Origin of the sequence: Streptomyces sp. NBC_01171 (assembly GCF_045039805.1) — a bacterium.
GTDB lineage: Bacteria > Actinomycetota > Actinomycetes > Streptomycetales > Streptomycetaceae > Streptomyces.
Map to the genome: position 1 here is coordinate 3,138,995 of NZ_CP108609.1, position 25,974 is coordinate 3,164,968.

Below are 25,974 nucleotides of genomic sequence, written 5' to 3' on the forward strand. Positions count from 1 at the left end.
GACGCAGCGGACTGCCACAGTCTTTTCTCGGAGGCGCGGGTGTGCCCGGGTTTGGAACTCCACGACCAGCATGCGCCGCTGTCTCCGGCGGCGCATCGGGCGAACACCCCAAGTTCCACCCGGGCACACCCCAGGTCCCGGCGCGGCACCCGGGCATCACCGCCCCGACGGCCTACCTGCTGGGATCGGACTGGATCTTTTGCGCGGCTCCGACCACGGAGAGAAACTGACGTGTGATGGACCTGCTAGAGCGAGAGGCCGTACTCCAAGACCTCACCGGCCACCTGAAAGTGGCAGTGAGCGGCCCTGGACGCCTGGCGCTTGTGCGTGGCGAGACCGGCATCGGCAAGACCGCCGTTGTCCACCGGCTGGCTCGGCTGGCCGATCCCCACGTCCGGGTGCTGTCGGGCGCCTGTGATCCGCTGGCCACTCCCCGCCCGTTGGGCCCCCTGATGGACCTGGCCCCGCACTTGGGTGCCGCGGCGCGCTCCGCCCTGACCGGGGCGCTGGCCGGCACCTGCCGTTCCGACGAGGTCTTCGACTGCCTGCTCGCCGACCTGAGCACCTACCCGAGCCTGCTGGTCGTGGAGGACGTCCACTGGGCCGACGAGGCCACGATGGACCTGCTGCGCCATCTGACCCGGCGCCTGCCGAACGTTCCGGCGCTGGTGGCGGTCACCTACCGCGACGACGAGATCGGCCGGACCCACGACCTGACCGCCCTCCTCGGCACCCTGGCCGGTTATCCGTGGGTGTACCGCCACGACCTGCTCCCCCTGAGCCGCCGGGCCGTGGCCGTGCTGGCCACCGGACACGCCGTGGACGCCGAGCAGGTGTACCGCGTCTCCGCCGGCAACCCGTTCATCGTCACCGAGATGCTGGCCGCCCCCGCCGAGCCCATCCCGGCCACGGTGCGCGAGGCCGTCGCTGGCCGCCTGGCCACCCTGTCGGTCCCGGCGCGCCGGGTGGTCGACGTGCTGGCCGTCCTCGGACGCCGGGTCTCGCTGCCGCTGCTGGCCGGCATCCTGCCGGCCCCGGAGGAGGCTCTCGACGAGGCCGTGGCCTGCGGCATCGTACGCGCCGAGGGGCGAACGACCGAGTTCCGCCATGAGCTGACCCGGCGGGCGGTGCTGGAGGCCGTGCCCGCCGCCCACCGGCTGCGAGTACACCGGCAGGCACTGGCCTTGATGCGGTCCGGCCCGGTAGCGGCGGACGATCTGGCGCTGCTGGCCGACCATTCCGAGGGCGCCGAGGACGCAGCCGCCGTGCTGGAGTACGCGCCCGCGGCAGCCGCCCACGCCGCCGCGGCAGGCGCGCATCGGGAAGCGGCCGCCCAGTACGCCCGCGCCCTGCGGTACGCCGACGATCTGCCGGCCGACCAGCAGACCTCCCTGCTGGAGGGCCACTCGCAGGCCTGTCTGCTGTCGAGCCGGCTCGACGAGGGGGTGGCTTCCCGCCGTACGGCGGTGCGGCTGCGCCGGGCACTGGGTGACCGGCTGCGCGAGGGGGAGGACCTGCGCTGGCTGTCGTGCTGGCTGTGGCCGGCCGGGCGCACCGCCGAGGCCAGGCAGACCGGCCTGGAGGCAGTGCAGGTACTCGAAGGGCTGCGGCCGAGCCGGGAGTTGGCGTGGGCGTACCTGAACCTCTGCCAGTTGGCCTGTTACGAGCATGAAGGGGTGGCGGTCGCCGCCGCCTACGCCGAGAAGGCGGCCGCTCTGGGCGAGCGTTTCGGCGATGCGGGGGTGGCCGACCATGCGCACTTCCATGCCGCGGCGGCACGCATGCTGAGCGAAGGGGCGGGGTGGGAGGACTGCGAGCGGGCGCTGTCCAGCGCGATGGCGCGGGATCTGCCGGTGGACGCGGGCTTCCTGGCGCTCACCCAGTGCTGGCTCGCCGCGTTGCAGCGTGATGCCACCCGGACCACCGCGGCCGTGAGCCGGGCGGAAGCCTACTTCCTCGATCACGACCTGCTGCCCTACCTGCTGTGCGCGAGGGCCTGGGACAGTTGGGGACTGCTGAACCGGGGCCTGTGGACCCAGGCCGCCGACACCGCACAGAACGTCGTGTCCCACCCCGGCTCACCGCCGGTCGGCGAGGCCCTGGCCCTGACCGTCCTGGGGTTGGCGCGGGCCCGTCAGGGCAAGGCCCAGGTGTGGCCGTTGCTGGAGCAGGCGGCGGGCCTGGTCGACTCGAACTGCCTGCTGACCACGGGCCTGGGGTGGGAGGCCCGGGTGGAGGCGGCCTGGCTGGCCGGTGACCACGAGCTGGTGCAGAGGGAGGCACGCCGCGGACTAGCCGCATTGGCGGAACGTACGCATCCCTGGCTGTCCGGCCCGCTGGCCTGCTGGATCCGCCGCGCCGGCGGGACGCCCCCGCAGGTGCCGGCGGCCGAACCCTACGCGCTGGAGCTGACCGGCGACTGGGCCGGCGCCGCGGCCCGCTGGGACGGGCTCGGCTGCCCGCACGACGCGGCGCTGGCCCGCCTGTCCGGCGACGCATCCGCGCTGCACCAGGCCCTGGCCGCCTTCGAGGCCCTGGACGCCCGGCCGGCCATGGCACGCACCCGCGCCGTGATGCGTGCCCGGGGCATCCGCCCGATCCGGCGTGGCGCGCGGGCGGCCACCCGGGCCAACCCGTACGGGCTGACCAACCGCGAGCTGGACGTCCTCAAGTTGCTGAACGAGGGCCTGTCGGACGCCGAGATCGCCGCGCGCCTCTACATCACGCCCAAGACCGCCGGGCATCACGTGGGCGCGGTGCTGGCCAAGCTCGGCGTCCACACCCGTCACGACGCCGCCCGCAAACTGCACCATCCCGAACCGTGACATGGGTTCCGTGATGAGAATCAAGAAAGCAGCGTTCCGGAATGCCGGTGCCGTGGCCGCGATTTTCTGCTGTTGCTGCATTTCACTCGGTGCGTGGGGTGCACCAGGTGCATCAGCGAGCGAATCGGTCGCCCGGTGGGAGAACTCGCAGAACGCATCCACGAAGTCGGTACCCCAGTGCTATGCGACGCGCGGTGCTCCGAAAGAGATCGTGTGCTATCGGCATTCGTGGAAGGCCGAGTACAGGCATGGCGACGTGGTCTATGTGCCCATTCTCATTCAGGTCCCCAGGCCCGCACATCCGTCGTCCGTGGTGATCGTCGACCGCTTGGACGACATTCGTCCGAGCGGCACCTGACGCGGCACCCGGGCATGCCGGGCATGCCGGGCATGCGGTCCTACAGGGCTTGCGGCGACGGTCTTACAGGGCGTCCTTCGAGGGCGTGATCGGAGTGCCCGCCTTACGGCAGGGCGGCTCGACGCTCCACGGGAAGTTGATCCAGTCCTCGGTGCGCTTCCAGACGTACTCGCACTTCACGAGGGATTGGGACTTCTCGTAGATGACGGCGGAGCGCACCTCGGCGACGGTGTCGAGGCAGAAGTCGCGCACCAGCTTGAGCGTCTTTCCGGTGTCGGCGACGTCGTCGGTGATGAGCACCTTCTTGTCGGAGAAGTCGATGCGGTCCGGGACGGGCGCCAGCATCACCGGCATGTCGAGCGTGGTGCCGACGCCGGTGTAGAACTCCACGTTGATCAGGTGGATGTTCTTGCAGTCCAGGGCATAGGCCAGCCCGCCGGCCACGAAGACGCCGCCGCGCGCGATGCTCAGCACGATGTCGGGCTCGTAGCCGTCGTCCGCGATGGTCTGCGCCAGCTCACGGACGGCCACGCCGAAGCGCTCGTAGGTCAGGTTCTCCCGCACGTCACTCATATCTTCGTCGCCCTCATACCTGGGTCCGGTGGAAGTTCAGGAAGGACCGCGAGGCGGTCGGGCCGCGCTGGCCCTGGTAGCGGGAGCCGTAGCGCTCGCTGCCGTAGGGGTGCTCGGCGGGCGAGGACAGCCGGAACATGCAGAGCTGGCCGATCTTCATACCGGGCCAGAGCTTGATCGGCAGGGTGGCGAGGTTGGACAGCTCCAGGGTCACGTGGCCGCTGAAGCCGGGGTCGATGAAGCCGGCGGTGGAGTGGGTGACCAGACCGAGCCGGCCGAGGGAACTCTTGCCCTCCAGGCGGGAGGCGAGGTCGTCGGGGAGCGTGATGACCTCGTACGTGCTCGCCAGCACGAACTCACCGGGGTGCAGGATGAACGGCTCGTCGCCCTCGGGCTCGACCAGCCGGGTGAGGTCCGACTGCTCCACGGAGGGGTCGATGTGGGGGTACCGGTGGTTCTCGAACACCCGGAAGTAACGGTCCAGCCGTACGTCGATGCTCGAGGGCTGAACCATGGATTCTTCGAAGGGATCGATCCGGACCCGCCCGGCGTCGATCTCGGCCCGGATGTCCTTGTCTGAGAGAAGCACGCCCCGAGGATACGCAAGGGGCGCGGACCGCCGACAATCGTGACGAGTCCGCGCCCCTTGGTGGTGCTGTGCCTACCGCTTCTGCAGCGTGACCGGCACCGCGCTGCGCAACCGCGCGCAGCGGGGGCACCGGACGAGCCGGCCGGGACCCAGCCGCTCGGCCTGCTGCATCGGGAACGAAGCGGCGCTGAAGACGTGCCCGTCCGCGCAGCGGACGACGGTGCGTTCCATCAAGTCCCTCAAGTCCCTTCCCCAGGAGCCGCGTCGGGCTCACTCCCCCGACGCCGAATGCCACATTACGGGACCAACCGGACCCTGTTCCAGGCGGCACTCCGGGGCCCCGAAGCCCCCACCGTACGCCCCGCTCCGCCCCTCCCTCGGCCGCCCATGAGGTACAGTGAGCGGGCGTTCGGACGTCGACTGCACCCCGGTCGATATGTCCGTATTGCGCGGGTGTAGTTTAATGGTAGAACATCAGCTTCCCAAGCTGAGAGCGCGAGTTCGATTCTCGTCACCCGCTCTTTGAAAGGGCCCAGGTCAATGACCTGGGCCCTTTGTTGTTCGGGATTACTGGTCCGGGATCCAGACCAGCCCGGTGATCGCGTCCCAGAAGGCACCCCAGTTCTTTCCGTAGAAGTCCGGGAATCCCAGCTCCCGCTGCAGCAACAGGTGCAAGGCTCGCTCGTCAGGGAGCCCGCTGACCTCGAGGGCGATCACGACTGCATGCTTTCACCTCTGGTGCTCGTCACCCGCTCACATGCTCGAACACCCGTGCAACCTTCCGCCCTCCCCGGAGGTCTTCACGCCGTACGTCCTGCTCAGCACAGCGTGAAAGGCCCCCGTGCGTCAGAAGAATCTCGTTGCCGCCGTGACCGGCGGTGCAATGTCGGCCGTCGTTCTGGGTGGCTTGTTGGTGGCCGCGCCCCAGGCGGTGGCTGCCGGTGTCAGCTGTTCGGCCAATGTCTATACGCGGGCGTTCTACAAGAACACCTCGTTCTCGGGCTCGCCGGTGAAGACCGACTGCGACAGCGCCATCGACCAGAGCTGGTCCGGCAGGCCCCTGTCCGGCATGCCGTCGGACAACTTCGGTGTCCGCTGGTCGGTGACCCGGGACTTCGGCTCCGGTGGCCCCTTCACGTTCGGGGTGTCCGCCACCGACGGCGTGCGTGTCTACCTGGACGGCGTGCGCAAGATCGACCTGTGGTCGGGCACGGGTGACAGCGCGCGCTCCAAGAGCGTCAACGTGACCGTCCCGTCCGGCAGGCACACCCTCCGCGTCGACAGCGTGAACTGGAGCGGTGCCGCGAAGGTCAAGTACAGCTACACGCCGCGTACTTCGGCTCAGTACGACAAGACCAAGCCGCTCGCCCCCACCGGGGTCAAGACCGCCTACAACACCACCACCCGCAGGACGACTGTCTCCTGGTCCGCCAACAAGGAGATGGACCTGGCGAGTTACTCCCTCTACCGACGGCCCGAGGGATCGAGCACCTGGACGCGGGTGACCACGACCACCGCCCGCAGCTTCACCGACCCCCTGGTGAACCCCGACGACCGTACGCCGTACTTCTACGAGGTCCGCGCCAAGGACAAGGCGGGCAACACCTCGTCGGGCAGTACGGACACCGTCGTCCGGCCGCTGCCGGTCGTGCCGTCCCTCACGGGCACGTACGACAAGGCGACCGGCAAGGTCACCCTCAAGTGGCCGCAGAACACGGAACCGCAGTTCGACCACTACACGGTCCTGAGCAACGACCTGGTGGACGGCTACTACGTCTGGGTCCCGCTCGGCACCACCACGCGCAGCACCTGGACCACCGGTCCCGTCACCGCCGACGGCGAGTGGCGTCACTACCGCGTCCTGGTCACCAACGACGGCGGCACCACCACCTACAGCTCGGAGGGGCTCGACGCCAGAGCCACCAACGAACTCTGGCTGGAGATTCCCGACGGCATCGCCCCCTACCGGGCCCCCGACCTGACCCTGAGCACCTGCGCGGGCGGCATCCGGGCGACCGCCTCGGACACCACGCCGGCCCCGATCCGCGACTTCACCGGCTTCGAGATCGAGCGCCGCGAGGCGACGGCGGGCACCTGGTCGCCCGTCCTGCATCAGGGCTACGACCCGCGTTCCTACACCGCCACGGCCACCGTCTGCGACCCGCTGCCGGCCGACGGGCACACCTACGAGTACCGGGCCCGTTCCTACGACGCGGCCGGGAACTACTCGCCGTACAGCGAGGTCCAGGCCGTGACCGTGCCGGTCGCCCAGCGGTCGGAGTGAGCACGCGGCAGCCGCGTCATTGAGAGGGCCCCGGTCATCGGCCGGGGCCCTTCTCGTCGTCCGGGGCGAGGATCAGGCGTCCCGGTACCAATGCGTCCCGCCCACCAGGAACTCGTACACCGGCCGACCCCGGCTCCCGCTCGTGCGGAACGCCTCGCCGTGGTCGTTGATGCGGATCGTGCCCTGGCGGCCGGCGCTGTTCCACTGGAGGTCGACGTACCACCGGACGTCGTGGGTGTCGGCGTGGGCGGTGATGTAGAGGACCTCGGGGTCGGTGCGGCTGACCTTGTAGGGGAAGCCGCGTTGGCCGGCCTTCGGGGTGATGACGGGGTGGGGGGCGTCGAGATCGGTGTCGAAGGACCTCGTCCGGACGCCTCCGCCGCAGCCGGAGGAGCCCAGGTACGCGTTCCAGGCCGGCGGTGGGCTCGAGTCGGCCACACCGACGTGCATGGACTCGATGACGACGGCCTCGTCGCCGGTGCCCTGGACGGTCAGCGCCACCCGCTGCTCGTCGGCCGCGACGGCCCGGTGCGCCTTCACCCAGCCGGGTACGTCCTGCCCCATCACCGGCGGGGCGACCTCGGCGGGAGGCCGGTCGACGAGGTACTTCGCCTCGCACTGCGGGTCGTCCCAGCCGTAGGTGCGGGTGCTCACGGTGAGGGGGGCGGCGGTGGCCCGGCCCGGGGTGGTGTCGTGTGCCGGGGTGTCGCTGTCGTCGCGGTTGAGCGTCAGCGCGGTGGCCACCGTGACGACGAGGGCGACGGCTGCCGCGGCCAGGGCCCAGTGCCTGCGGCGGGACGACTCTGCCACGGGGACGGGGACGGGGACGGGGACGGGTGGTGGGGCACTCTCCTCCGGCGCGGAAGGAACCGCCCGCCGCCCCCGCTCCCGCGCGGCGTCCGCCAGCACCCACCGCCGGTGCAGCTCCACCAGTTCCTCCGGCGTCGCCTCGCACAGCCGGGCGATGCGGGAGACGACCGCGTAGTCGGCCGGTACGCCGTCCCCCCGGCAGTACCGGTGCAGGGTCGAGGTGCTCATGTGCGCGCGCTTCGCCAGAGCCTCGTAACTCAGCCCGGACCGCTGCTTCAACTCGCGTAACCGCGCCGCGAACTCGGCGATCTCCTCAGCCGCCCCCACCAGTCCCCCATTCCGTCCCGCATCCCATGCCGAACGCGTCTCACCGGGTCAGAGCCGGTGCGGGCATCCCAGCGTTCCAAAAATCCCGATGGAATGGCGGGCGGAACGCGGGGTGGCACAGGCTGGGGCCATCCAAGCACGGCACCCCACAGGTCACCGTGCTGACCCAGCTTCCCCCGCGCCTCGGGCGCGTTGAACCGGCGGAAGCTCAACTCACTTACAGACAGGGCAACTCACTCATGCGCATCACCACCCGCACCGCCGCCGCCTCCTCCCTGGTGGCCCTCACCGCGCTCGCCCTCGTCGGCGTCCAGGCCGGCGCGGCCACCGCCGCCACCACGGCCACCTGCACCACCGCCAACACCAAGCTGACCGTCACCGAGGCGGCCCGCCCGATCAACCACCTGCTGCTCAAGGCCACCAACACCGGCACCACGACCTGCAACGCCTACTACGCGCCCCTCCTGCGCGCCGGTGCCGACGCGCAGGCCCCGCTGGCCCGGGTCGAGGACAGCAAGCCGCAGGCCGTGGTGACGCTCGAGCCGGGCGAGTCCGCGTACGCCGGCATCGCCACGTACTCCCCCGACGGCGAGGGCGGCGCCACCGAGAAGACCCTCGGCGTGTTCTTCACCGACCGCAACGCGGGCGGCACCGGCAAGGAGAAGACGCTGAACCTGCCGAACGGCGGGGTCTTCTTCAACAGCGCCGCTGCCGTGACGTACTGGCAGGACAACGCGGCCGACGCCCTGACCTGGTAGGGACGTTGTCCGTGAACTCCCCCGGAATTGTCCGTGATCGGTAACACGCGCATCCCCCCGCTCCCGCCCTCCGTCCTGACAAGTGGTCGCGACGCGGCCGGGGTCGGACGGGCGAGAGTGGGGGCGGGCATGGCGCGGCACAACGGGACGCGGGGCTGGTACGGCAAGGTGGTCGGGGCGGCGCTCGGAGTGACGATGCTCGCGGTCGGTGCCTCCATATGGACCGCGCAGGCCGACGCCGCGGGCGGACCCACGCCGAAGCCCGCGACGAGCAGCGTCAAGCCGGTCGACGTGACCATCGCGCACTCCTCGGACCAGGGCGCGCGCGGCGTCAACATCACCATCGACGACGGCCCCGACCCCACCTGGACGCCCCAGGTGCTCGCCGTGCTGAAGGAGTACGGGGTGAAGGCCACCTTCTGCATGGTCGGCACCCAGGCGCAGGCGCATCCCGACCTGGTGAAGCAGGTCGTCGCGGCCGGGCACCGGCTGTGCGACCACACGGTGTCGCACGACACCGCGATGGACAAGAAACCGGTGCCCTACCAGTCGCGGCAGATCCTCGACGCCGAGCGCATGATCACCGAGGCGTCCGGGGGCGTACGGCCCATGTACTACCGCGCCCCCGGCGGCGCCTTCACCCCCGCCAGCCGCAAGCTCGCCGCCTCGCGGGGGATGCGTCCGCTGGGCTGGAACGTGGACACCAAGGACTTCGAACGGCCGGGCACGGACGCCATCGTCGCCACGGTCGAGCGTGAACTCCCCAATGGCCCGACGCTGTTGTTCCACGACGCGGGAGGCGACCGCTCGCAGACGGTCGAGGCGCTGCGGCGCGTGCTGCCCCGGCTGAAGGAACAGGGCTATGCCTTCGGCTTTCCCGTGCGCTGAGTCCCGTTCGGCCCCACTTGCGACCCCCCTACTCCGGAAGGAACCTCCACTTATGAACCGCTACCTGCGCAAGGCCGTTGCCGTCTCCGCCGCGCTCACCGCCGGGCTGCTGATGACGGCGTGCCAGAGCGGCTCGGACTCCGCCGCCGCGTCCGGCACGAGCACGGCGTCCGTCGCGGGGAAGGCCCCGGCGTCACCCGGGTCCGAGGACACCCGCGGGTCGGAGCGGCACACCGCGCGGCAGGGCTCCGGCTCGGACTCCAGCAGTGGTGTCGCCTCCGGCACGGACTCCGGCCCCAGCACCGCCTCACCCTCCCGTGACACCGCCGTCGAGGGCATCGACGAGGGCCAGGGCGTCAACGGCACCTGGTTCGGCAACGTCTCGTACCTCGCCCCCGGCAAGTACACGGTCAGCGGCCAGAAGAACGAGGAGCAGGAGTTCCTCGTCGCCGAGGACACCGAGATCACCGGCTACGACGACATCTGCGGCGACCCCGGCGCGACCGGCGGCACCAAGTGCACCGAGGCCCAGCTCGAGACGGCCGCGAAGAAGGGCGTCTCGGCGGAGGTCGTGATCAGGAACGGCATCGCCACGAGCATCCGCGACGACCACTGAGCCCCGGCACGGCGACGCCTCACGCCGGTTCGAGCTGCGGCTCCGGTCGTGGTGCCGACGCGGCAAGGCTCGGCTCCCAGCGGGCGGTGGTGCGTATGTAGCCGTAGATCACCGCCGCCGTCGCCAGGAGGACGAGGGGGCCGGCCGTCCAGGGGTGGTAGGCCATCTGGACGGGCAGGAAGCGGACCGAGAGCAGGAGGGCGGTGAAGAACGCCGCTCCGCAGGCGACCTGCCGGACGGCCGGGCGGTCCCAGCCGTGGTCGAGTGCGCGCAGGGCCGTCTCGATGGTGAGCGTGAAGACCACGCCGGCGACGAGGTCGATGCCGTAGTGGTAGCCGAACCCCAGGGTCGCGGTGAGGGTGGCCAGGAGCCAGAACGTGCCCGCGAAGCGCAGGAACCGCGGGGCCCTGCGGGAGTGGATGAAGATCGCGGTGGCCCAGGCCGTGTGGAGGCTGGGCATGCAGTTGCGGGGCGTGATCGCGTCGTAGATCACCGGGTGCGGGGACCCGATCGGTGGCGGGGTGTGCGGCCAGAGTTCGGCGACCGCCCAGTGCGCGCTGCCCGTGCCGAACGCGCCGGTGCCGTAGGCGAAGACGGGCCCGACCACCGGGTAGATCATGTAGATGGCCGGTCCGAGCAGGCCGATCACCAGGAACGTGCGCACCAGGTGGTGGGCCGGGAAGCGGCGCTCGGCCGCCACGTTGCGAAGCTGGTACAGCGCCACGACGACCGCGGCCACCGCGAGCTGGCCGTAGACCGCGTCGAGGACATGGGAGCCGACCGGGCCGGTGGCCGCGACGATCCGGCCCGCCACCCACGACGGGTTGCCCAGCGCGTGATCGGCGGTCGCCACGTACGGGTCGAGCACCAGGGGGCGGCTCTTCGAGGTGATCAGCAGCCAGGTGTCGCCCGTCTTGCGGCCGGCCACCAGCAACAGGCCCAGACCGACGCCCTTCAGCAGCAGGGTGCGTTCGTGGCCGGTACGGCGGGTGACGGCGATGACCCCGCAGCCCAGCACCACCCACAACGCGCCGTTGCCGAAGGCGCGGCCCTCGGTCCCACCGACCCCGCCGATGCCGAATGCCCACCGCGTCAGCGCGAGGACGACGTCGATACCGATCGCCGCTCCGACCGCGATGAAGCGCTGCCGCCAGGTGAGGACCACCAGCGTCAACGCCAAGCCTGCGTACAACAGCGCGCCCGACTTGGGGCGGTACACCAACTCCGCGACCTGGTTGGTGAGCGGCCCCGGCAGGCCGTAACGACGCGCGGTCATCTCCAGCACGATGAGGAATCCGAGAGCCGTCACACCGGCTGCGGCCCAGAGTCTCTTCCGTGGTCGGCGCGCCGTGGTGGGCGTGGTGATGCCGGATATTCGCGAAGACCCCCGTGACAGCATGCGCCTCAACTTATCGGCACAGGGCACGGAAATGCGCCCCTATGGACATAACTGATCAACAACGGGCGTACCTGGGTGCGGGGAGGTACGCGAACAGGCCCGGACGGGAGATCGTCCGGGCCTGCTCGGGGTGGTACGGGGCGGCTGTGGCCTCAGCCGTACAAAGTGGCTTCCGCCTCAGTCGTACGGGGCGGCCAGGGCCTCGTGCCTCGTCAGACCGCGACGTTCCCGCCCTCGTTGCGGCGACGGCGGACGACGAACACCGCACCGAGGCCGAGCGCGACGGCCGCGCCGCCGGCGAGGGCTATCGCCGGGAGGGCCGAGCTGGAGCCGGTCTCGGCGAGGTGGCCCTGGGGGACGACCTCGGTGTTGCCGGCGGGCTTGGTGGTGGGCAGGGGCTTGCTGCCGCCCTGCGGCTTGGGGGTGGAGTCGTCGACCGGGCCGGGGGTGGTGCCGGCGGCCAGGATGTCGAACTCGTAGAAGTCGTCGTCCGAGGCGTAGACGCAGTTGCCCTCGTCGTCGACGTACGAACCGATGCTGATGGCGAAGCCGGCCCCGGCGGGCGCCTTCTTGTCGACCGACAGGCGCAGGTCGATGGAGAACGACTCCTTGGCCTTCACGTCGGTGTAGCCGAGGTAGCCGGCGGCCTCGTCGTCGAGGTCCACGGAGATGTCGTTCCACTTGCCCGTGGTCGGGTCCTGGTACTGAAGGGTGAGGTACTGGGTGGCATCGGAGAAGTCGTCCTCGCCCATCGCCGCGGCGAAGACGCCGAGGTCGACCCGCTTGTAAGAGTGCTTGCCCGAGTTCTTCACGTTGAGCTTGAAGCCGTGGAACCCGCTGCCCGCGACGATCTTCGACGGGAGGCCGGAGAGGCTGGTGCTGAGGTCCTTGTCGAGCTTCGGGTCGGTCTCGTCGCAGTCCTCCGGGCCGGTGGACGCGGACGCCGACGCCGAGGCGGAAGCGCTCGGCGAGGTGGAGTTGGAGGTGGACGCCGACGCCGAGGCGGCGTCCTTGGTGGGCGCGGCCGACGTGGAGTTCTGGGCCGGCGGGGTGGAGGTGTCCGTCGCGGCCGGGGTGGAGGTGCTGGTGGCCGGGGTGGTGGTGACGTCGCCCTCGGGCTCGGTCTCGCCAGTCGAGGCCGACTCGGTGGCGGTGGTGGACGACGACGGGTTCTCCTCCGCCTGCGCCACCGAGGCCGTCATGAGCACGACCGGAGAGAGGACGGCCGTCGCAGCAGCGAGAGCCAGGGAACGACGCAGCTTCATAACGAACCTTTAGGCAGCAGGGATCAACGTTTTCGCATAGCTGACTCACATGCGGGAAAAAGGGTTGCCCAAAAAGTTTCGAAATCTCTACGCGGACTGCCCGAGTTCAGCACACAGATGGGGCGCTACTGATCATTTACGGATGAGACGGGCGGGGCTCAGGAGGCAGGCGCGGGGATCGGCACGGCCTGTCCCGTGACTCTTACGGGGGTCTCGTACGGGTCCACCTCGATGGTCAGGTCGCTCGGGCGGCCCATGTCCTCGCCCTGGCGGATGGTGATCGTGCTCGGGGCGGTCACCAGGCCGAGGGTGCGCAGGTAACCGCCGAACGCTGCCGCCGCCGCGCCGGTGGCCGGGTCCTCGACGACGCCGCCGATGGGGAAGGGGTCGCGGGCGTGGTAACTGCCGTCGTTCTCCCGCCAGACGAGGTGGACGGTCGTCCATCCGTGGGTCCGCATGACGGTGGTGAGGGCGTCGAAGTCGTAGGCCAGGTCGGCCAGTCGGGCGCGGGAGGCGGCGGCGAGGACCAGGTGGTCGTTGCCCGCGAAGGCCACGTGGGGCGGCAGGGCCGGGTCCAGGTCGGCGGCGTCCCACCGCAGGGCCGCGAGCGCGGCGGCCAGCTCGGTCGCGTCGGCCGGCCGGGAGCGGGTGGGGACGCTGGTGAGGGTCGCCCGTACGGCGCCGTCCTGATCGGCCGTCGTCTCGACCCTGATCTCCCCTGCGGGGGTGTCGAAGAGGAGTTCACCGGTGCCGATGCGTTCGGCGAGGGCCACCGAGGTGCCGACCGTGGCGTGGCCGCAGAAGGCGACCTCGGCGAGCGGGCTGAAGTAGCGGAGCGTGAACCGGCGTTCGGCATCGTCCCGCTCGGTGACGAAGGCGGTCTCGGAGTAGCCGACCTCGGCCGCGAGGGCGAGCATGCGCTGCTCGTCGAGGCCGGTCGCGTCGAGGACGACCCCTGCGGGGTTTCCCCCATCAGGGTCGGGGGTGAAGGCCGCGTAGCGCAGGACATCGGTTTCCGTGGTGTGAGCCATGCCCTCATGCTGGCGTCCCCACGGCATCAATACCAGCGATAGTTTTTCATACGAGCCATCGGCTGTCTCGATGGCTGACTACGCTTCCGTGATGGAAACCCGGCTGCTCCAGACCTTCGCCACGCTATGCGCAGGTGGTCGGCGCGGGCCGCCCGGCGAACCGGTCGGACAGCCAGTTGACCGCAGCGGGCAGGCCGGCGGTTTCGCCGGCGATGTGATCTCCGGGTACGACGGTGAAGACCGTGCGGATGCCTGCGGTGCACCAGGCTTGGTTCAGGGCACGGGCTTGGGCGATAGGAATGATCTCGTCCAGGGCGCCGTGGTACTGGAGCACGGGTACGGTCGGTGCCGGCCGGGTGATCAGGTTGTTCTGCGCGTACACGGAGGCGACACCGGGTTGTGCGTCGAACTGCTGAATCGTCGCGCCCGTCGAGTAGTCGCTGAACTTCTTCAAGGGGTAACCGGCGAGGGTCTGCACGACGCATTGGGTTTTCAATGACGCCTCGGTGGCCTTGCCTGCAGCGCTGAGGGAGTCATCCAGTGGGAACTGGCCGGGGTAGGCCTGCTGGAGGCCGATCAGCGCGTAGAGCTGCAGGCCCTCGCCGGTGACACTGCCGTCGAGGGATTCGGCCACGTTCCGGACGTCCGCCGGCACACCCCCGGACACATCGGTGATCAGCTTGAGGTCCGCAGCATAGGAAGGGGCCAGCGACGCCGCCCAGCCCGACGCGCCGCCGCCCTGCGAGTAGCCCATCGTGGCCCAGGGGGTCGCCGCCGAGACGCCCGTCCCAGGGATCGAGGCAGCCACGCGGGCCATGTCCAGCACGGTGTGCGCCTCGGAGACCCCGGCAACATAGGTGGGGGTGGAACCGGTGGTGTAACCCTCGTAGTCGCTGACAACGACACCCCAGCCCTTCGCCAGCAGCGCCTCGACCGGCTCGAGTTCCTGTTCGGTGCCGGCGACGAACTGTTTGGACGGCGCGCACTGTTGGCCCAGCCCCTGGGTTCCGACCGCGAGATCCACCCACGGCCGGGAACCGGCACCGAGCCACGGCAGCGTCGGTGTGAACACCGTGCCGGTGACCGCGATGTCGGCGTTCTGGGCGTTGCGGGAGTGGTACATCACCGTAGTGGCGGTTGCGGTCACCGCGGTCGCGACAACCCTCGCGGGCCGGGTCCGGATGATCGCGCCAGGTTCATCGGCCGGCAGTGGCGACGGCGCCTGGTAGAAGTCTGCCGGCGCGGCAGCCTTGGCAGGCGCGGCGGAAACCGCGGCAGGAGACAGGACCGCCGCTGCCAGCGTGGCAGAGCCGATCAAGCCGGCGAGAACAGAACGACGCACCGCGACCCCATTCCATAAGGTGAGCTTGCCCCGGAGTCCCGGGCGGTTCTCGTGCAATGTCACGCCGCGCGTGCGGTCGTTGTGTGGTGCATCCTCTCGTCATCCTCACGGATGGGAGGGTGACCGGCATGACGATCACCAGAAAGGACGACGTCGCGTAGGCGGCCTGGCCGCGTTCGGGCCGAGCTGCTGCGCCGGCGCCGGACACATGACGAAATCACGGCCATACGTGGCCCATGCGCTACGCGGACTCCGCACGAGCCCTGCTGGAGCAAGCCGCCGAGTCGCCCTGCTGCTGGAGGACCGCGTCGACCACGCGGACATCACCGCCGAACGCATCGCCGTCCAGCCGCTGGACCTGCTGTGCGCCCCCGGCCACCGGCTGGCGGACCGCACCCGCCCCGGGGCCTGGGAGGAGCTGGCCACGGAGGACTTCTTCCTCCACGAACAGGGCTGCTCCTACAGCGACTGGCTCGCCGACCAGCTCCAGGCGGTCCCCGGCACCCACCCCCGCATGACCCGCTTCGGCAGCATCGAGGCGGCCGTCCGTACAGAGCGGGTCGGCCAGCAGGGCGCACCGCGTCGACCCGGACAAAAGAAGTGCAGGTGGGCAAGGGAGTTGGGGGAGCCTTTTACAGAGCCGACCCGTGTGGCTGGGGCCCCCGTTAGGCTTTCAAAACTTCGGGGCAGGGCCTCGGTCGTCGAAGGGGAGCGCGTTCCGTATGCCTACGCTCAGCGTCCTGACGCCGGTTCATGACGGCGGGCACGCCTATCTGCGCGAGTTGTACGACTCGTTGTGTGCGCAGCGGCTGCCTGCGGGGTGGGGGCTTCAGTGGGTGGTGCAGGAGGACGGGGAGACGGGGCGGCCTGCGGGGGTGCTGCCTGATGAGGCGTGGATCTCCACCAGGACAGGGCGGCACGGTGGAGCCGCTCGTGCTCGTACGCTCGGGCTGGCTCGGGTCACCGGTGCCCTGCTGCGGTGCGTCGATGCCGATGATCTTCTGCCTGATGCCGACACGCTTGCCCGCGACATCGAGGTGCTGGCTGCCCAACCTGGCTACGGGTGGACCGTCTCGCCCTGTCTCGACCTGCATCCCGACGGGCGTCTCGAGCCCGGCCCCTACGACCCCGAGCCCGGCCCGCTGCCCGCCCGGGCTCTGCTGGACGGTGCCGCGCGCGGGGCGATGCCGGTGGTCGGCACCACGCAGACCGTCCACACCGAACTGGTCCGGCTCCTGGGCGGCTGGCCCGCGCTGCCCGCCTTCGAGGACGGCGCGCTGCTGCTGAGCTGCGAGGCGGTCAGCCCCGGCTGGATGCAGTCCGAGCCCGGCACCCTCTACCGCAAGCACCCCACCCAGCACACGGCGTCCGAAGCCTTCCGTGACCGCGCCGAGGCCCGCCTCCGCGTCCAGATCGCCGTCCAGCGGGCGGAGGCCCTGCACGCGGCGGGGTGGCGCTGGCGGCCACCGGCCATCAAGGGCTGATCCCGCTCGCCTACGTGTTTCACGTGAAACAACCCGAATGTCCGTCAACCCTGGGCGCGGCTGGACGTTCTGCTCGGCGTCGATGTGTCCGTCCGGGGGGCCGGCACCGTGGGGCGGGCGGCTCGCGGGGTGCGGGGGGACTCGATGTCGGCGAGCAGGCGGTGCAGGGAGGCGCGTACGGACGGGATGTCGGGGGAGTCCCAGGTGCCCGGCAGGGGGACGCGGGTGTCCAGCGTGGCCAGGGTGCGGTGGGCGCGGTGCCACGCTCGGGCGGTGTGGCCCTGGTGGTGGTCGGTGTAGGCGCGGGCGTAGCGGGCCAGGGCCGTCGCCCAGGCGTCGTCGCGTACCCCAGGGGTGGCCATCGCCCGGCGCGCGCTGCGACCCGCGGCGCCCGGGGAGGTGCGGGCCTGGGCCACGGCCAGCGCCGCCAGGCTCACGGCGGGGGCCGGGCCGCCGGGGGCGAACGCCGGGACGGTGTCGGCGGCCTGCCGGAAGCACTCGGCGGCGGTACGGGCGTCTCCGCGCTCCCACGCCAGTACGCCCTGGACGTGGGCGACCCAGCCGATCAGCGCGTCGTCACCGGCGAGGACCGCCGTCGGCCAGACCTGGCCGAGCAGGGCGCGGGCGGTGGCCGGGTCGCCGGGGGCGTGCAGCCAGGCGGCGAGCCAGCGGGCACGGGCGGTGAGGTGGTCGTCGGCGGTCGCTCGGGGCAGCAGGCGGGCCAGGTGGGCGCGGCCCTCCTCGCCGTGGTCGTACACCGTCCACCAGAACCACAGGTCCGCCACCGTGGCCAGCGCCGCCGTCACCTGGGCGGCCGGGGCCTCCGGGCGGGACGCGTACTCCACCAGTGCCGTCAGGTCGGCCGCGTTGTCCCGTACGAGGCGGGCCGCCTGGCGCTGGTCGCCCGCGTGCCACAGGTGCTCGGCGACCTCCGCGAGGCGGCGGTGGTGCAGTACGTGGCGCTCCACGGCCACCTCGAACTCACCGGCCGCGCGGAGTCGTTCGGCGCCGAAGTCGCGGGCGGCGCGGGTCATGCGGTAGCGGTGCGGCCGCAGGCCACCCGGTTCGTCCAGGGTGTCCAGCACCCCGGCGGCGGCCAGTTGGGCGAGGCAGGCGGAGACCTGGTGCGGAGCGACGCCCGCACCCGCGCAGAGGTACGCCGCCGTCGGCTCGGTGAACGCCCCTTCGAAGACGCTGCTCCGGCTCCACACCGCGCGCTCCGGCCGCTCGCACAGCAGGTACGCCGCCCCGACGGCCGACCGCAGCGAGCGGTGCCGTCGCAGGGCCGGGCCGGGTGCGGACAGCCAGCACTGGCCCTGCTCCAGCCGGTCGGCCAGCGCCCGGACGGAGGGCTCCGCGTCCAGTTGGCCGGCGGCCAGCTCCACGGCGAGGGGTACGCCCTCCAGCACCTGGCAGATCCGGGCCACGGCCGCCGACTCCGCGCCCTCCGCGCGGAAACCGGGGGCGGTGTCGCGGGCCCGCGCGAGGAAGAGTTCCACCGCCGCGTCCGGGGCCAGCGGGATCAGCCGCAGCACCCGTTCCTCACCGAGCCCGAGCGCCTGGCGGCAGGTCACCAGCACCCGCACGCCGGGTACGTCCATCAGCAGCCGTTGCACCAGCCCCGCGCACTCGGTGCGCACCGCGTCGGCGTCGTCGAGCAGCAGGAGTACGGGACGCCGCCCGGCCGTGCCCCGCAACGCCGAGATCAGGTCGGCGAGGGCGGGCCGGGCCTTCGTACGGGCACCGCGCGCGTCCGGTACCGCCCCCACGCCGCCCGTCCGCCGCCGGTCCGCGCCCGCACCCAGCGACCCCAGCACCGCCTCCGCCACCCGAGCGGCGAGCGCCCCCACGGCGACGGGCCCGCCCCCGCCGGGGCACCGCACGTAGATCACCCGAGCCCAGGGGGGTCCGGCCGTCGAACCGTCGACGCGGGGTGAAGCCGCGTCGCCCGAGCGCCCGTACGCGGGCTCCACACCAGGCCCACCCCCCGCTCCCCCCACCGTTACAGCGGCCAGCGCGCTCTTCCCCACGCCCGCAGCGCCCGTCACCGTCACCAGCCGATGCCGGGCCAGCCCTTCCCGGAGGGAATCCGTCTCCTCCCCCCGTCCGATCAGCCCGTCCGGTCCACAACGCCCCGCTGCGGAAGCCCACTCGGTGTCCTCGGCGTATGCCCACACTGTTCTGCGCTCCAGAGCTCGCGGCGGTGCGGCTCCGCGTGGCCGCACGCTCAGGGAGGGGGCGCGAGGCACAGCCAAATCGTTCCTGCACCGCGCCGCCTTCACGCAGAGTCCAACGGCCGCCCGCGACCTCGGGTGCGGACGCGGGCCAGGGATCACACGCCGCACTGAAGCCTCGTACACAGGTGCACATACCGGTGGGCGGCCCGGAGTCCGAGCCGCCCACGGGTCCAGCCTGCGGAGAGAACCTAATACTCGTCGTCCTCGTCCGGCCCCTTCGGCTTGTCGCCGCCCCGGCCCGTCTCGTCGTCCCGGTCGATCGTCCGGACCGGGCGGCTGCGGCCGGGCTCGGGAAGTTCGCCGAGGTCGTGGCGGAGGTAGAGGACGTCGCCGACGAAGAGGTCGTAGAGGAGGATGCCGACGATGCCGCCGATCAGCGGGCCGACGATGGGAATCCACCAGTAGCCGCTGAACTGGCCCGCCACGCTCCCCGGGAAGGCCAGGCTTCCCCAGCCCGCCGCCCAGGTGAACAGCCGGGGGCCGAAGTCACGGGCGGGGTTGATGGCGTAGCCCGCGTTGGCGCCGAAGGACATGCCGATCGCGGCCACCACGAGGCCCACGATGAACGGGGCCAGGTTCGCCTTCACCGCCTGGTTGCGCAGGTCCAGGATGGCGACCACGAACATCACCAGGAAGGCCGCGCCGACGATCTGGTCGATCAGCGGGCCCCAGATGCCGCCGTGGAAGTAGGGCGCGGGGAAGGTGGCGAAGATGGAGAACGAGGCCAGGGTGTGGCCGTCCGTCTTGGGCCCCTTGACCGCGGAGTCGAAGGCGTCGATCGCGTTGTGGTAGACGAGGTAGACCAGCGCCGCTCCCGCGAACGCGCCCGCGACCTGGGCGAACCAGTACGGCAGCACCTTCAGCCAGGGGAAGCCCCGGCGTACGGCCATGGCGAGCGTGACCGCCGGGTTGAGGTGGGCGCCGCTCACCCCGCCGGCCACGTAGATGCCGAACGTCACGGCCAGGGCCCAGCCCCAGGCGACCAGCAGCCAGTCACCGGCGGCGAGGAAGATCGTCGTGGTGGTGGCGGCGCGGCCGGAACCCGGCAGCGCGGCGACCGCCATGGCGACCACACCACAGCCGAACGAGATGAGGACGAAGGTCCCGATGAACTCCGCCATGAGCTCGCCCGCCAGCCCACCCCGGTGCCGGAGCCGGGACGGCTTGATGAGCGGGGGAATGTCGACAGCAGCCATTGAGGCCCCCTAGCAGAGGAGGGGTAGGGCAAACATCCTCATATTCGCCCAACCCACCCCGGCGCGCAGGACGGGAAACCCGTCTGGCCTAAGGGTTCTTGCGGGGGTCGGTCCCGGAGCAACACCCCATGAGACGTCAGGCCCTCGCGAGACGCGCCGTCTGCGCCGCCGTCACCGTACGCACCATCAGCGCCCCCGCCACGGCCGCGCCCGCCACGGCCAGGTCGGCCACCAGCAGCGACCCGATCCCGGAGTAGGCACGGCCGATCACGGAGTCGGCGTCCCCCTGCTGGAGGACGCCGCCGAGCAGACCGGCCAGCCACAGCCCCCACCACACGTTGACCACGGCCGGCAGCCGCCGGTCCGGCGCACTCGCCCGGTAGGCGTCGGCCACGATGCCGCGTGGGAACCAGAGGTTCACCACCGGCACCACCCAGCCCAGGTACACCCAGATCCCCGCGTACTTCGGCGGCCGCCCCGACAGCGCGCGGGCGTTGTCCCGGACCCGCCACAGCCACATCAGGAAGGCCGCCGCGCACAGCAGAGTGAGCACGGAACCGGCCGTGCTCACCAGGTGGTACGAGTTCTCCAGGGATGTGAGCGGGCGGTGCACCCCGCCGCCCTGGTCCGGGGGCCCGGAGGCGGGCTCGCCCGCGCTGTACAGCCGTACCTCCCACACCGCCCGCGCCAGCCAGCCGGCCCCGGTCAGCAGCAGTGCCCCGGCGGCCAGCCGGGCGAGGGTGTCCGAGGCCCGCGGGTCGGGGGGCGCGGCAGGGGTCTCAAGAGCGTTGTCCATGGTCACGGGCCCCATCCTCGCCCGGCCGACCGGCCCGGCACCAGGGACTGTCGCGCCCATGAAGCCCACGGAAATCCGGACAGGAGGCCGGTGCCGAGCGGGAGAGCGTCGCGGCACCGGCCCGTACGGGATGCGGCGGTCAGACCGCCGTACGGCGCTCCGGGTGCCAGGTAGCCAGCGCCCAGATGATGAAGAAGTCGAGGCCGATCAGGATCAGCGACCAGATCGGGGCGTACGGCAGGAACAGGAACTGAAGGATCAGGCCAGCCGAGGTCAGCACGATGCCGACCACCCGCGCCCAGGCGGCGCCCATGAGCACGCCCGCGCCGGTCGCCACCACGAGCACACCGGCCGCCAGGAGGATCCAGCCCCAGCCGGTCAGGTCGATCTTGTAGACGTAGGCGTTGATACGGGCGTACACGTCGTCCGCGGCGATCGCCGAGATGCCCTGGAAGATGTGGAGGATGCCGTTCACCAGCATCAGCACACCCGCGAAGACCGCGCCTCCCTCGGCCAGCCCGTTGTGCTGGGACCGTGCCGACTGCGTCTGCTGGCTCATGGCCGTTACCTCCGACGTCTCGTCCCCCGTGAACCCCGGGTGGGGCCATAGGTACGACGATCCGGCGCGCGGCGCCCGGCTACCACGGGGGCTAGGCCGTACGGGTGACGCCCCGGTCGCTCACGCCATCCAGAAGAAGACCGCCGTCATCCGCTTCTCCTCCAGCGTGCGGCCGGTGTAGGCGGTCGCGCTGTGCACCAGGTTGGCGTTGTAGAGCAGCAGCCGGTTGGCCCGGTGCGGGACGCGGACGTCCTCCGCGAAGGCGTCGGAGGCGACGAAGCGGGTGCCGAGGGCGTCGACGAGGTTGTTGTGCGGGGCCTGGACGACATTGCCGCCGAGCCGGCCGCCGGGGAGGGACTGGCGGTAGAAGCTGGTGCCGCAGGACTTCGGCACGGCGGGGTTGAGGTAGAGCACGGCCGCGTACCGGCACAGCGCGCGGGAGTCGGTGTGCGGGCGGGGCTCGCTCTCGCCCTCGCCGACGACCTGCACGCAGTTGTGGTTGAGGGTGCCGCCGCCGGGCGTCCGCTGGACCCACAGCTCCTTCGCGCCGGTCGCCTTCTTCACCAGCCGCTCCACGCAGGCCAGTTCACCGGGTTCGAGGCCGGGCGTCGCGCGCAGTCCGGGCCAGGTCTCCGATGTGTACGGGTACCCCTCGGCCCAGTCCTCCTTGGCGAGACACCGCTCGCGCACCGCGCCGGCGTCGGGCAGGGCGTCGTCCAGCACCCAGTAGTCGCGGCCCTCGGTGGGCTTGCGGTACGGCAGGACGGGCAGGGCGGCGGGCGTTCCGGGCGGTGGCTGCGGGGGCATGCGGCGAAATCTAGGCCGCTGACCTGGGCCGCTTCGCCCGAGGAGAGGTCAACCTTTGGCCAACGTCCACTCATACACTGGTTGTTGGCGGGCCAAGGACGCTCCCGCCGCACAGCTACGGAAACCGGCGCGGAATCTTTGCGGCGGATGTCGAGACGAATCGGCTCCACGTCCGTACTGCTGTGTGTCTGAACCGCCTGTCGGCGGAACCACGACCGGGCAGGAGGAACAGTGCGCTTTTCGCGGAACGCGACGGGAACTCTCTTCGTGGGCGGTGCCATGGCACTGACCCTCGCGGCGCTGGCCTACCCGAGCATGCTCGGGCTGGACACCGTCTCCACTGCGCAGACCCGCATCATCGCCAACACCCAGTGGGGTCCGCTCACCGAGCAGGACCGGGACTTCGTGGTGAAGGTGCGCGCGGCCGGGCTGTGGGAGTACCCGCTCGGGCAGATCGGGCTCCAGAAGGGCGCCTCCCCGGGTGTCAAGGAGGCCAGCAAGCACCTGGTCGACGGGCACGCGGCGCTGGACGCCTCCTGCCGCAAGATCGCGCCGATGCTGAACATCACGATCCCCAACGTGGCGAGCCCCCAGCAGGAGGGGTTCGTGACCCAGCTCAAGGGCGAGACGGGCAAGGCGTTCGACACCGACTTCGCCAACATCCTGCGGATGACGCACGGTTCGATCTTCAACGCCATCGCGAAGATCCGGTCCACCACCAAGAACTCGCTGATCCGCTCGCTGGCCGACCAGGCCAACGACACCGTGCTCGACCACATGACGGTGATGGAGAAGACCGGTCTGGTCGACTTCGACCAGACCATCTTCCAGCAGACCACCCCGCCGAAGCTGCCCTCGGACAACCTGACGCCGCCCGCGCCGGACCCCGGTCAGCCGCAGGTCGTGCTCACCCCGCCGCCGAACGCCACCTCGACTCCGCTGGCCATCCCCGGCGAACCGGGCTCGAACAGTACCCGCGAGGACCCGACCCCGGCGGAGCCGAGCCCCACGCCGACGATCGGCTAGCCGAGCCAGACGGTGGTGTCCGGCGGGAGCACGTCCGACTCGCCCAACGGCGTGCTGGACAGCAGGAGTTCGCCCGCCGGACGCGCCACCGGTTCCGTGCTGAGGTTGGTCAGGCAGCGCCAGCCGGGGGCGCGGGTGAAGTCCAGGACGCCGGGCGGGGCGCCGGGCGTCCAGGTCAGCTCCTCGCCCTGGAGCAGCTTGCGGCGCAGCCGCAGGGCGGTGCGGTACAGCTCCAGCGTGGAACCCTCGGTACCGGCCTGCGCCTCGACGGCGTACCGGGCGAACGCCTCCGGCTGCGGCAGCCAGGCCGGGCCGGGCCCGAAGCCGTACGAGGGCCCGCCGGCCGTCCACGGCAGGGGCACGCGGCTGCCGTCCCGGCCCTTACGGGTGTGCCCCGACTGTTCCCAGACCGGGTCGCGCAGTGCCTCGGGGGGCAGGTCGGCCACCTCGGGCAGGCCCAGTTCCTCACCCTGATAGAGGTAGGCGGAGCCGGGCAGCGCCAGCATCAGCAGGGTCGCGGCGCGGGCCCGGCGCAGTCCCGCCTCGGGGTCGGTCCCGGGGTCGGTGCCGCCCGAGCGCAGCCAGGCGTCCAGGTCGGTGCCGGGCGGCAGGACCAGGCGGGAGGCGTGCCGGACCACGTCGTGGTTGGAGAGCACCCAGGTCGCCGAGGCGCCGACGGTGTGCGCCTCCGCGAGGGAGGCGGTGATGGCGCGGCGGAGTCGGTCCGCGTCCCAACCGGTCTCCAGGTACTCGAAGTTGAACGCCTGGCCGAGTTCGTCCGGGCGGGCGTACAGGGCGCGGCGGGTGTCCGGGACCCAGGCTTCGGCGACGGCGGTGCGGGGCGGGTCGTAGGTGTCCAGCAGGGTGCGCCAGTCGCGGTAGATCTCGTGGACCTCGTCCCGGTCCCAGTAGGGGTGGCTACCGGGGGCCATGCGGGGCAGGGCCTCCTCGCCGGTGGCGCCGATCCCGCCGACGTCCCGTAGGGGTTCGGTGAGGTCCTTTGCCAGGCCGTGGGCGACGTCCACGCGGAAGCCGTCCACGCCCCGGTCGGACCAGAAGCGCAGGGTGGTGCGGAAGTCCTCCCGGACCTCGGGGTGCGACCAGTCGAGGTCGGGCTGCTCGGGGGCGAACAGATGCAGGTACCAGTCGCCGTCCGGGACTCGGCTCCAGGCGCTGCCGCCGAACACCGACCGCCAGTCGGTGGGCGGGAGTTCGCCGTACTTTCCCCGGCCGGGTCGGAAGACGTAGCGGGCGCGGGCCGCCGAGCCCGGCGCGGAGAGCAGGGCCTCCTGGAACCAGGGGTGGCGGTGCGAGGTGTGGTTGGGGACGAGGTCCACGATGACCTTCAGGCCCAGCCGGTGCGCCTCTCCGACCAGGGTGTCGAAGTCGTCCAGGGTGCCGAGGCGGGGGTCGACGCCGCGGTGGTCGGCGACGTCGTAGCCGCCGTCGGCCAGTTCGGAGGGGTAGAAGGGGCTGAGCCACAGGGCGTCCACGCCGAGCGTGGCCAGGTGGTCCAGGCGGGCGATGACGCCCGCGAGGTCGCCCAGGCCGTCGCCGTCGGCGTCCGCGAAGCTGCGGGGATATACCTGGTAGATGACGGCCTGCCGCCACCAGTCGGGGTTCCTGGACGAGAGGTCCGCCATGCGGGCTCCGTTCGTACGGTTCACCTGGGGGTGTCGACAGAAAGCTGTCCAAGTCGCCCGGCGGGGGAAACCTGGGTCAGGGCCGCTCCACCGTCTTCAGGTACAGGTCCACGTACCGGGCCACGTCGACGTCCAGTGCCACGTCCACCAGGGGGCGGGCGCGGGTGCCGCCGTGGATCTCGGACTCGCCCGGCCGGGGGCGGCGGTCCACGACGGTCTGGCCGCGCGCCGGGCCGGGGGCGAGGCTGACCTCGACCGGGAGCGGGCGGGTGGTGAGTCCGGCCGGGTCGGCGACCGCGCAGACCGCACCCGCGTCGCCGAGACCGCCCGCCTCCTCGTCGTCCGGGGTGGTGCCGGGGGCGCTGGGGCGGTGGGACAGCAGGTCGCCGGCGAGTTTCGCGCCGGGTTCGGTGGAGGCGCGCAGGCGGCGCACCTCGGTGCCGGGCACCACGACCCGGGTGAACACGTCCAGCCCGTACATGGTGATCGGCACGTCCGCGCCGAGCAGGATCGCGGCCGCCTCGGGGTCGTGCCAGACGTTGAACTCCGCGACCGGGGTGGCGTTGCCGACGCCGACCGCGCCGCCCATGAAGACGACGCGCTCGATGTTGCGCGTCACCTCCGGGTGGGTGCGCAGCAGCAGGGCGATGTTGGTCAGGGGCGCGGTGGGGATCAGGGTCACCGGGCGCGGGGAGGCGAGGATCTCCCGGTGCAGCAGGGTGACGGCGTCCACGGCGGCCGGGGCGCGGGTGGGGGCGGGCAGGCCGAGGTCGCCCATGCCGTCGTGGCCGTGCACATGGCGGGCCGAGCGGGCGGGCTCCAGCAGCGGTCGTTCGGCGCCCCGGGCCACCGGGATGTCCGGGGCGCCGGCCCGCTCCAGCACGGTGAGGGTGTTGCGGACCACGCCGTCCACGTCGGTGTTCCCGGCCACGCAGGTCACCGCGCGCAGGTCGAGTCCGGGGTGGCGGACGGCGAGGAGCAGGGCCAGGGCGTCGTCGACGCCGGTGTCGCAGTCGATGATCACGGGCACCACGGGCTGCACGGCGGCCTCCTGCCGGCTTCGCTGCGTACGGACGCCTCGACCCTAGACGAGCGTCCGGCCGTAGGCGCTGGGCTCCTCACCCGAACGGACCGGAGCGCTGGTGGGCCCTGATCACCGGT

General features: G+C 71.6%; 24 protein-coding genes and 1 tRNA gene. 9 read left to right on the forward strand and 16 right to left on the reverse strand.

All coding sequences use genetic code 11. From position 1 onward, the window contains the following. The first annotated feature begins 236 nt into the window (after window positions 1–236). On the forward strand, window positions 237–2,825 hold the full coding sequence (locus OG448_RS14395) for an ATP-binding protein (RefSeq protein WP_405554061.1): 2,589 nt from the start codon (window positions 237–239) through the stop codon (window positions 2,823–2,825). A gap of 421 nt (window positions 2,826–3,246) precedes the next feature. On the opposite strand, the gene OG448_RS14400 is transcribed toward OG448_RS14395, so the two are convergent. From OG448_RS14400 to OG448_RS14410, 3 genes are all read right to left on the reverse strand, one after another. Further along, the gene (locus tag OG448_RS14400; RefSeq protein ID WP_405554063.1) at window positions 3,247–3,756 is read right to left on the reverse strand and encodes a phosphoribosyltransferase; all 510 of its coding nucleotides are present in this window, start codon (window positions 3,754–3,756) and stop codon (window positions 3,247–3,249) included. Between the two features lie 13 nt (window positions 3,757–3,769). After that, the gene (gene dcd, locus OG448_RS14405) at window positions 3,770–4,345 is read right to left on the reverse strand and encodes a dCTP deaminase (protein ID WP_391297394.1); all 576 of its coding nucleotides are present in this window, start codon (window positions 4,343–4,345) and stop codon (window positions 3,770–3,772) included. Between the two features lie 72 nt (window positions 4,346–4,417). Further along, the gene (locus tag OG448_RS14410; protein ID WP_165425636.1) at window positions 4,418–4,576 is read right to left on the reverse strand and encodes a hypothetical protein; all 159 of its coding nucleotides are present in this window, start codon (window positions 4,574–4,576) and stop codon (window positions 4,418–4,420) included. A gap of 218 nt (window positions 4,577–4,794) precedes the next feature. Between OG448_RS14410 and OG448_RS14415 the strand changes: the two genes are divergently transcribed. After that, window positions 4,795–4,865 (forward strand) — tRNA-Gly (locus OG448_RS14415). A 47-nt stretch (window positions 4,866–4,912) separates the two neighbouring features. Here the strand turns inward: OG448_RS14415 and OG448_RS14420 are convergent. Next, complete coding sequence (locus OG448_RS14420; RefSeq protein WP_405554065.1) at window positions 4,913–5,062, reverse strand: barstar family protein; 150 nt, start codon at window positions 5,060–5,062, stop codon at window positions 4,913–4,915. Window positions 5,063–5,258: 196 nt separating this feature from the next. Between OG448_RS14420 and OG448_RS14425 the strand changes: the two genes are divergently transcribed. Beyond that, window positions 5,259–6,629 (forward strand): PA14 domain-containing protein, encoded by a 1,371-nt coding sequence (locus OG448_RS14425; RefSeq protein WP_405554067.1) that lies wholly within the window; start codon window positions 5,259–5,261, stop codon window positions 6,627–6,629. A 72-nt stretch (window positions 6,630–6,701) separates the two neighbouring features. Here the strand turns inward: OG448_RS14425 and OG448_RS14430 are convergent, their stop codons facing one another. Further along, window positions 6,702–7,766, reverse strand: coding sequence for a helix-turn-helix domain-containing protein (locus OG448_RS14430; protein ID WP_405554069.1), 1,065 nt, complete (start codon window positions 7,764–7,766; stop codon window positions 6,702–6,704). A 239-nt stretch (window positions 7,767–8,005) separates the two neighbouring features. Here OG448_RS14430 and OG448_RS14435 point away from each other — a divergent pair, with 239 nt between their 5' ends. The 3 genes from OG448_RS14435 to OG448_RS14445 all read left to right on the forward strand — a co-directional run bounded on the left by OG448_RS14435 (window position 8,006) and on the right by OG448_RS14445 (window position 10,028). Then, the gene (locus OG448_RS14435) at window positions 8,006–8,524 is read left to right on the forward strand and encodes a DUF4232 domain-containing protein (protein ID WP_405554071.1); all 519 of its coding nucleotides are present in this window, start codon (window positions 8,006–8,008) and stop codon (window positions 8,522–8,524) included. Between the two features lie 129 nt (window positions 8,525–8,653). Continuing rightward, entirely contained in the window at window positions 8,654–9,412 is a 759-nt protein-coding gene (locus OG448_RS14440; RefSeq protein ID WP_405554072.1) for a polysaccharide deacetylase family protein, read from the forward strand. Window positions 9,413–9,464: 52 nt separating this feature from the next. After that, the gene (locus OG448_RS14445; RefSeq protein WP_405554074.1) at window positions 9,465–10,028 is read left to right on the forward strand and encodes a hypothetical protein; all 564 of its coding nucleotides are present in this window, start codon (window positions 9,465–9,467) and stop codon (window positions 10,026–10,028) included. 19 nt (window positions 10,029–10,047) lie between these two features. Here OG448_RS14445 and OG448_RS14450 read toward each other — a convergent pair whose 3' ends face one another. From OG448_RS14450 to OG448_RS14465, 4 genes are all read right to left on the reverse strand, one after another. Further along, window positions 10,048–11,304 (reverse strand): DUF5933 domain-containing protein, encoded by a 1,257-nt coding sequence (locus OG448_RS14450; RefSeq protein WP_405554076.1) that lies wholly within the window; start codon window positions 11,302–11,304, stop codon window positions 10,048–10,050. A 335-nt stretch (window positions 11,305–11,639) separates the two neighbouring features. Continuing rightward, entirely contained in the window at window positions 11,640–12,629 is a 990-nt protein-coding gene (locus OG448_RS14455; protein WP_405554078.1) for an LAETG motif-containing sortase-dependent surface protein, read from the reverse strand. A 221-nt stretch (window positions 12,630–12,850) separates the two neighbouring features. Continuing rightward, the gene (locus OG448_RS14460) at window positions 12,851–13,723 is read right to left on the reverse strand and encodes a PhzF family phenazine biosynthesis isomerase (protein ID WP_405554080.1); all 873 of its coding nucleotides are present in this window, start codon (window positions 13,721–13,723) and stop codon (window positions 12,851–12,853) included. Between the two features lie 124 nt (window positions 13,724–13,847). Beyond that, entirely contained in the window at window positions 13,848–15,128 is a 1,281-nt protein-coding gene (locus tag OG448_RS14465; RefSeq protein WP_405554082.1) for a lipase family protein, read from the reverse strand. Window positions 15,129–15,294: 166 nt separating this feature from the next. Here OG448_RS14465 and OG448_RS14470 point away from each other — a divergent pair, with 166 nt between their 5' ends. Next, on the forward strand, window positions 15,295–15,822 hold the full coding sequence (locus OG448_RS14470) for a LysR substrate-binding domain-containing protein (protein WP_405554083.1): 528 nt from the start codon (window positions 15,295–15,297) through the stop codon (window positions 15,820–15,822). Further along, a complete protein-coding gene (locus OG448_RS14475) occupies window positions 15,788–16,549 on the forward strand; it encodes a glycosyltransferase (RefSeq protein WP_405554085.1) in 762 nt (253 codons plus the stop codon). Before OG448_RS14470 ends, OG448_RS14475 begins: the two co-directional genes overlap by 35 nt. Window positions 16,550–16,593: 44 nt before the next feature. Here OG448_RS14475 and OG448_RS14480 read toward each other — a convergent pair whose 3' ends face one another. The 5 genes from OG448_RS14480 to OG448_RS14500 form a co-directional block, all read right to left on the reverse strand. Next, entirely contained in the window at window positions 16,594–18,522 is a 1,929-nt protein-coding gene (locus OG448_RS14480; protein WP_405554086.1) for an ATP-binding protein, read from the reverse strand. Between the two features lie 452 nt (window positions 18,523–18,974). Continuing rightward, on the reverse strand, window positions 18,975–19,982 hold the full coding sequence (locus tag OG448_RS14485; RefSeq protein ID WP_405554088.1) for an MIP/aquaporin family protein: 1,008 nt from the start codon (window positions 19,980–19,982) through the stop codon (window positions 18,975–18,977). A gap of 136 nt (window positions 19,983–20,118) precedes the next feature. Beyond that, window positions 20,119–20,778 (reverse strand): DUF4328 domain-containing protein, encoded by a 660-nt coding sequence (locus tag OG448_RS14490; protein ID WP_405558803.1) that lies wholly within the window; start codon window positions 20,776–20,778, stop codon window positions 20,119–20,121. Between the two features lie 139 nt (window positions 20,779–20,917). Continuing rightward, a complete protein-coding gene (locus OG448_RS14495; protein ID WP_405554090.1) occupies window positions 20,918–21,337 on the reverse strand; it encodes a hypothetical protein in 420 nt (139 codons plus the stop codon). Window positions 21,338–21,457: 120 nt separating this feature from the next. After that, window positions 21,458–22,144, reverse strand: a complete 687-nt coding sequence (locus OG448_RS14500) for a DUF6445 family protein (protein WP_405554092.1) — start codon at window positions 22,142–22,144, stop codon at window positions 21,458–21,460. A 279-nt stretch (window positions 22,145–22,423) separates the two neighbouring features. On the opposite strand from OG448_RS14500, the gene OG448_RS14505 reads away from it, so the two are divergent. Next, a complete protein-coding gene (locus tag OG448_RS14505; protein ID WP_405554094.1) occupies window positions 22,424–23,170 on the forward strand; it encodes a DUF4142 domain-containing protein in 747 nt (248 codons plus the stop codon). On the opposite strand, the gene OG448_RS14510 is transcribed toward OG448_RS14505, so the two are convergent. Beyond that, the gene (locus OG448_RS14510; RefSeq protein WP_405554096.1) at window positions 23,167–24,813 is read right to left on the reverse strand and encodes an alpha-amylase family glycosyl hydrolase; all 1,647 of its coding nucleotides are present in this window, start codon (window positions 24,811–24,813) and stop codon (window positions 23,167–23,169) included. The genes OG448_RS14505 and OG448_RS14510 overlap by 4 nt on opposite strands. A gap of 76 nt (window positions 24,814–24,889) precedes the next feature. Continuing rightward, window positions 24,890–25,855 carry a nucleoside hydrolase gene (locus OG448_RS14515; protein WP_405554098.1) on the reverse strand — a complete coding sequence of 322 codons (966 nt, stop codon included), beginning with the start codon at window positions 25,853–25,855 and terminating at the stop codon, window positions 24,890–24,892. Window positions 25,856–25,974 lie beyond the last annotated feature (119 nt).

What these genes read in the sequence shown, in the direction of transcription:
- OG448_RS14395 (WP_405554061.1), top strand. Translation starts at nt 237, where the DNA reads ATGGACCTGCTAGAGCGAGAGGCCGTACTCCAAGACCTCACCGGCCAC.
- OG448_RS14400 (WP_405554063.1), bottom strand. Translation starts at nt 3,756, where the DNA reads ATGAGTGACGTGCGGGAGAACCTGACCTACGAGCGCTTCGGCGTGGCC.
- OG448_RS14410 (WP_165425636.1), bottom strand. Translation starts at nt 4,576, where the DNA reads ATGGAACGCACCGTCGTCCGCTGCGCGGACGGGCACGTCTTCAGCGCC.
- OG448_RS14435 (WP_405554071.1), top strand. Translation starts at nt 8,006, where the DNA reads ATGCGCATCACCACCCGCACCGCCGCCGCCTCCTCCCTGGTGGCCCTC.
- OG448_RS14440 (WP_405554072.1), top strand. Translation starts at nt 8,654, where the DNA reads ATGGCGCGGCACAACGGGACGCGGGGCTGGTACGGCAAGGTGGTCGGG.
- OG448_RS14445 (WP_405554074.1), top strand. Translation starts at nt 9,465, where the DNA reads ATGAACCGCTACCTGCGCAAGGCCGTTGCCGTCTCCGCCGCGCTCACC.
- OG448_RS14450 (WP_405554076.1), bottom strand. Translation starts at nt 11,304, where the DNA reads ATGACCGCGCGTCGTTACGGCCTGCCGGGGCCGCTCACCAACCAGGTC.
- OG448_RS14455 (WP_405554078.1), bottom strand. Translation starts at nt 12,629, where the DNA reads ATGACGGCCTCGGTGGCGCAGGCGGAGGAGAACCCGTCGTCGTCCACC.
- OG448_RS14460 (WP_405554080.1), bottom strand. Translation starts at nt 13,723, where the DNA reads ATGGCTCACACCACGGAAACCGATGTCCTGCGCTACGCGGCCTTCACC.
- OG448_RS14475 (WP_405554085.1), top strand. Translation starts at nt 15,788, where the DNA reads ATGCCTACGCTCAGCGTCCTGACGCCGGTTCATGACGGCGGGCACGCC.
- OG448_RS14485 (WP_405554088.1), bottom strand. Translation starts at nt 19,982, where the DNA reads ATGGCTGCTGTCGACATTCCCCCGCTCATCAAGCCGTCCCGGCTCCGG.
- OG448_RS14490 (WP_405558803.1), bottom strand. Translation starts at nt 20,778, where the DNA reads ATGGACAACGCTCTTGAGACCCCTGCCGCGCCCCCCGACCCGCGGGCC.
- OG448_RS14495 (WP_405554090.1), bottom strand. Translation starts at nt 21,337, where the DNA reads ATGAGCCAGCAGACGCAGTCGGCACGGTCCCAGCACAACGGGCTGGCC.
- OG448_RS14500 (WP_405554092.1), bottom strand. Translation starts at nt 22,144, where the DNA reads ATGCCCCCGCAGCCACCGCCCGGAACGCCCGCCGCCCTGCCCGTCCTG.
- OG448_RS14505 (WP_405554094.1), top strand. Translation starts at nt 22,424, where the DNA reads ATGGCACTGACCCTCGCGGCGCTGGCCTACCCGAGCATGCTCGGGCTG.
- OG448_RS14510 (WP_405554096.1), bottom strand. Translation starts at nt 24,813, where the DNA reads ATGGCGGACCTCTCGTCCAGGAACCCCGACTGGTGGCGGCAGGCCGTC.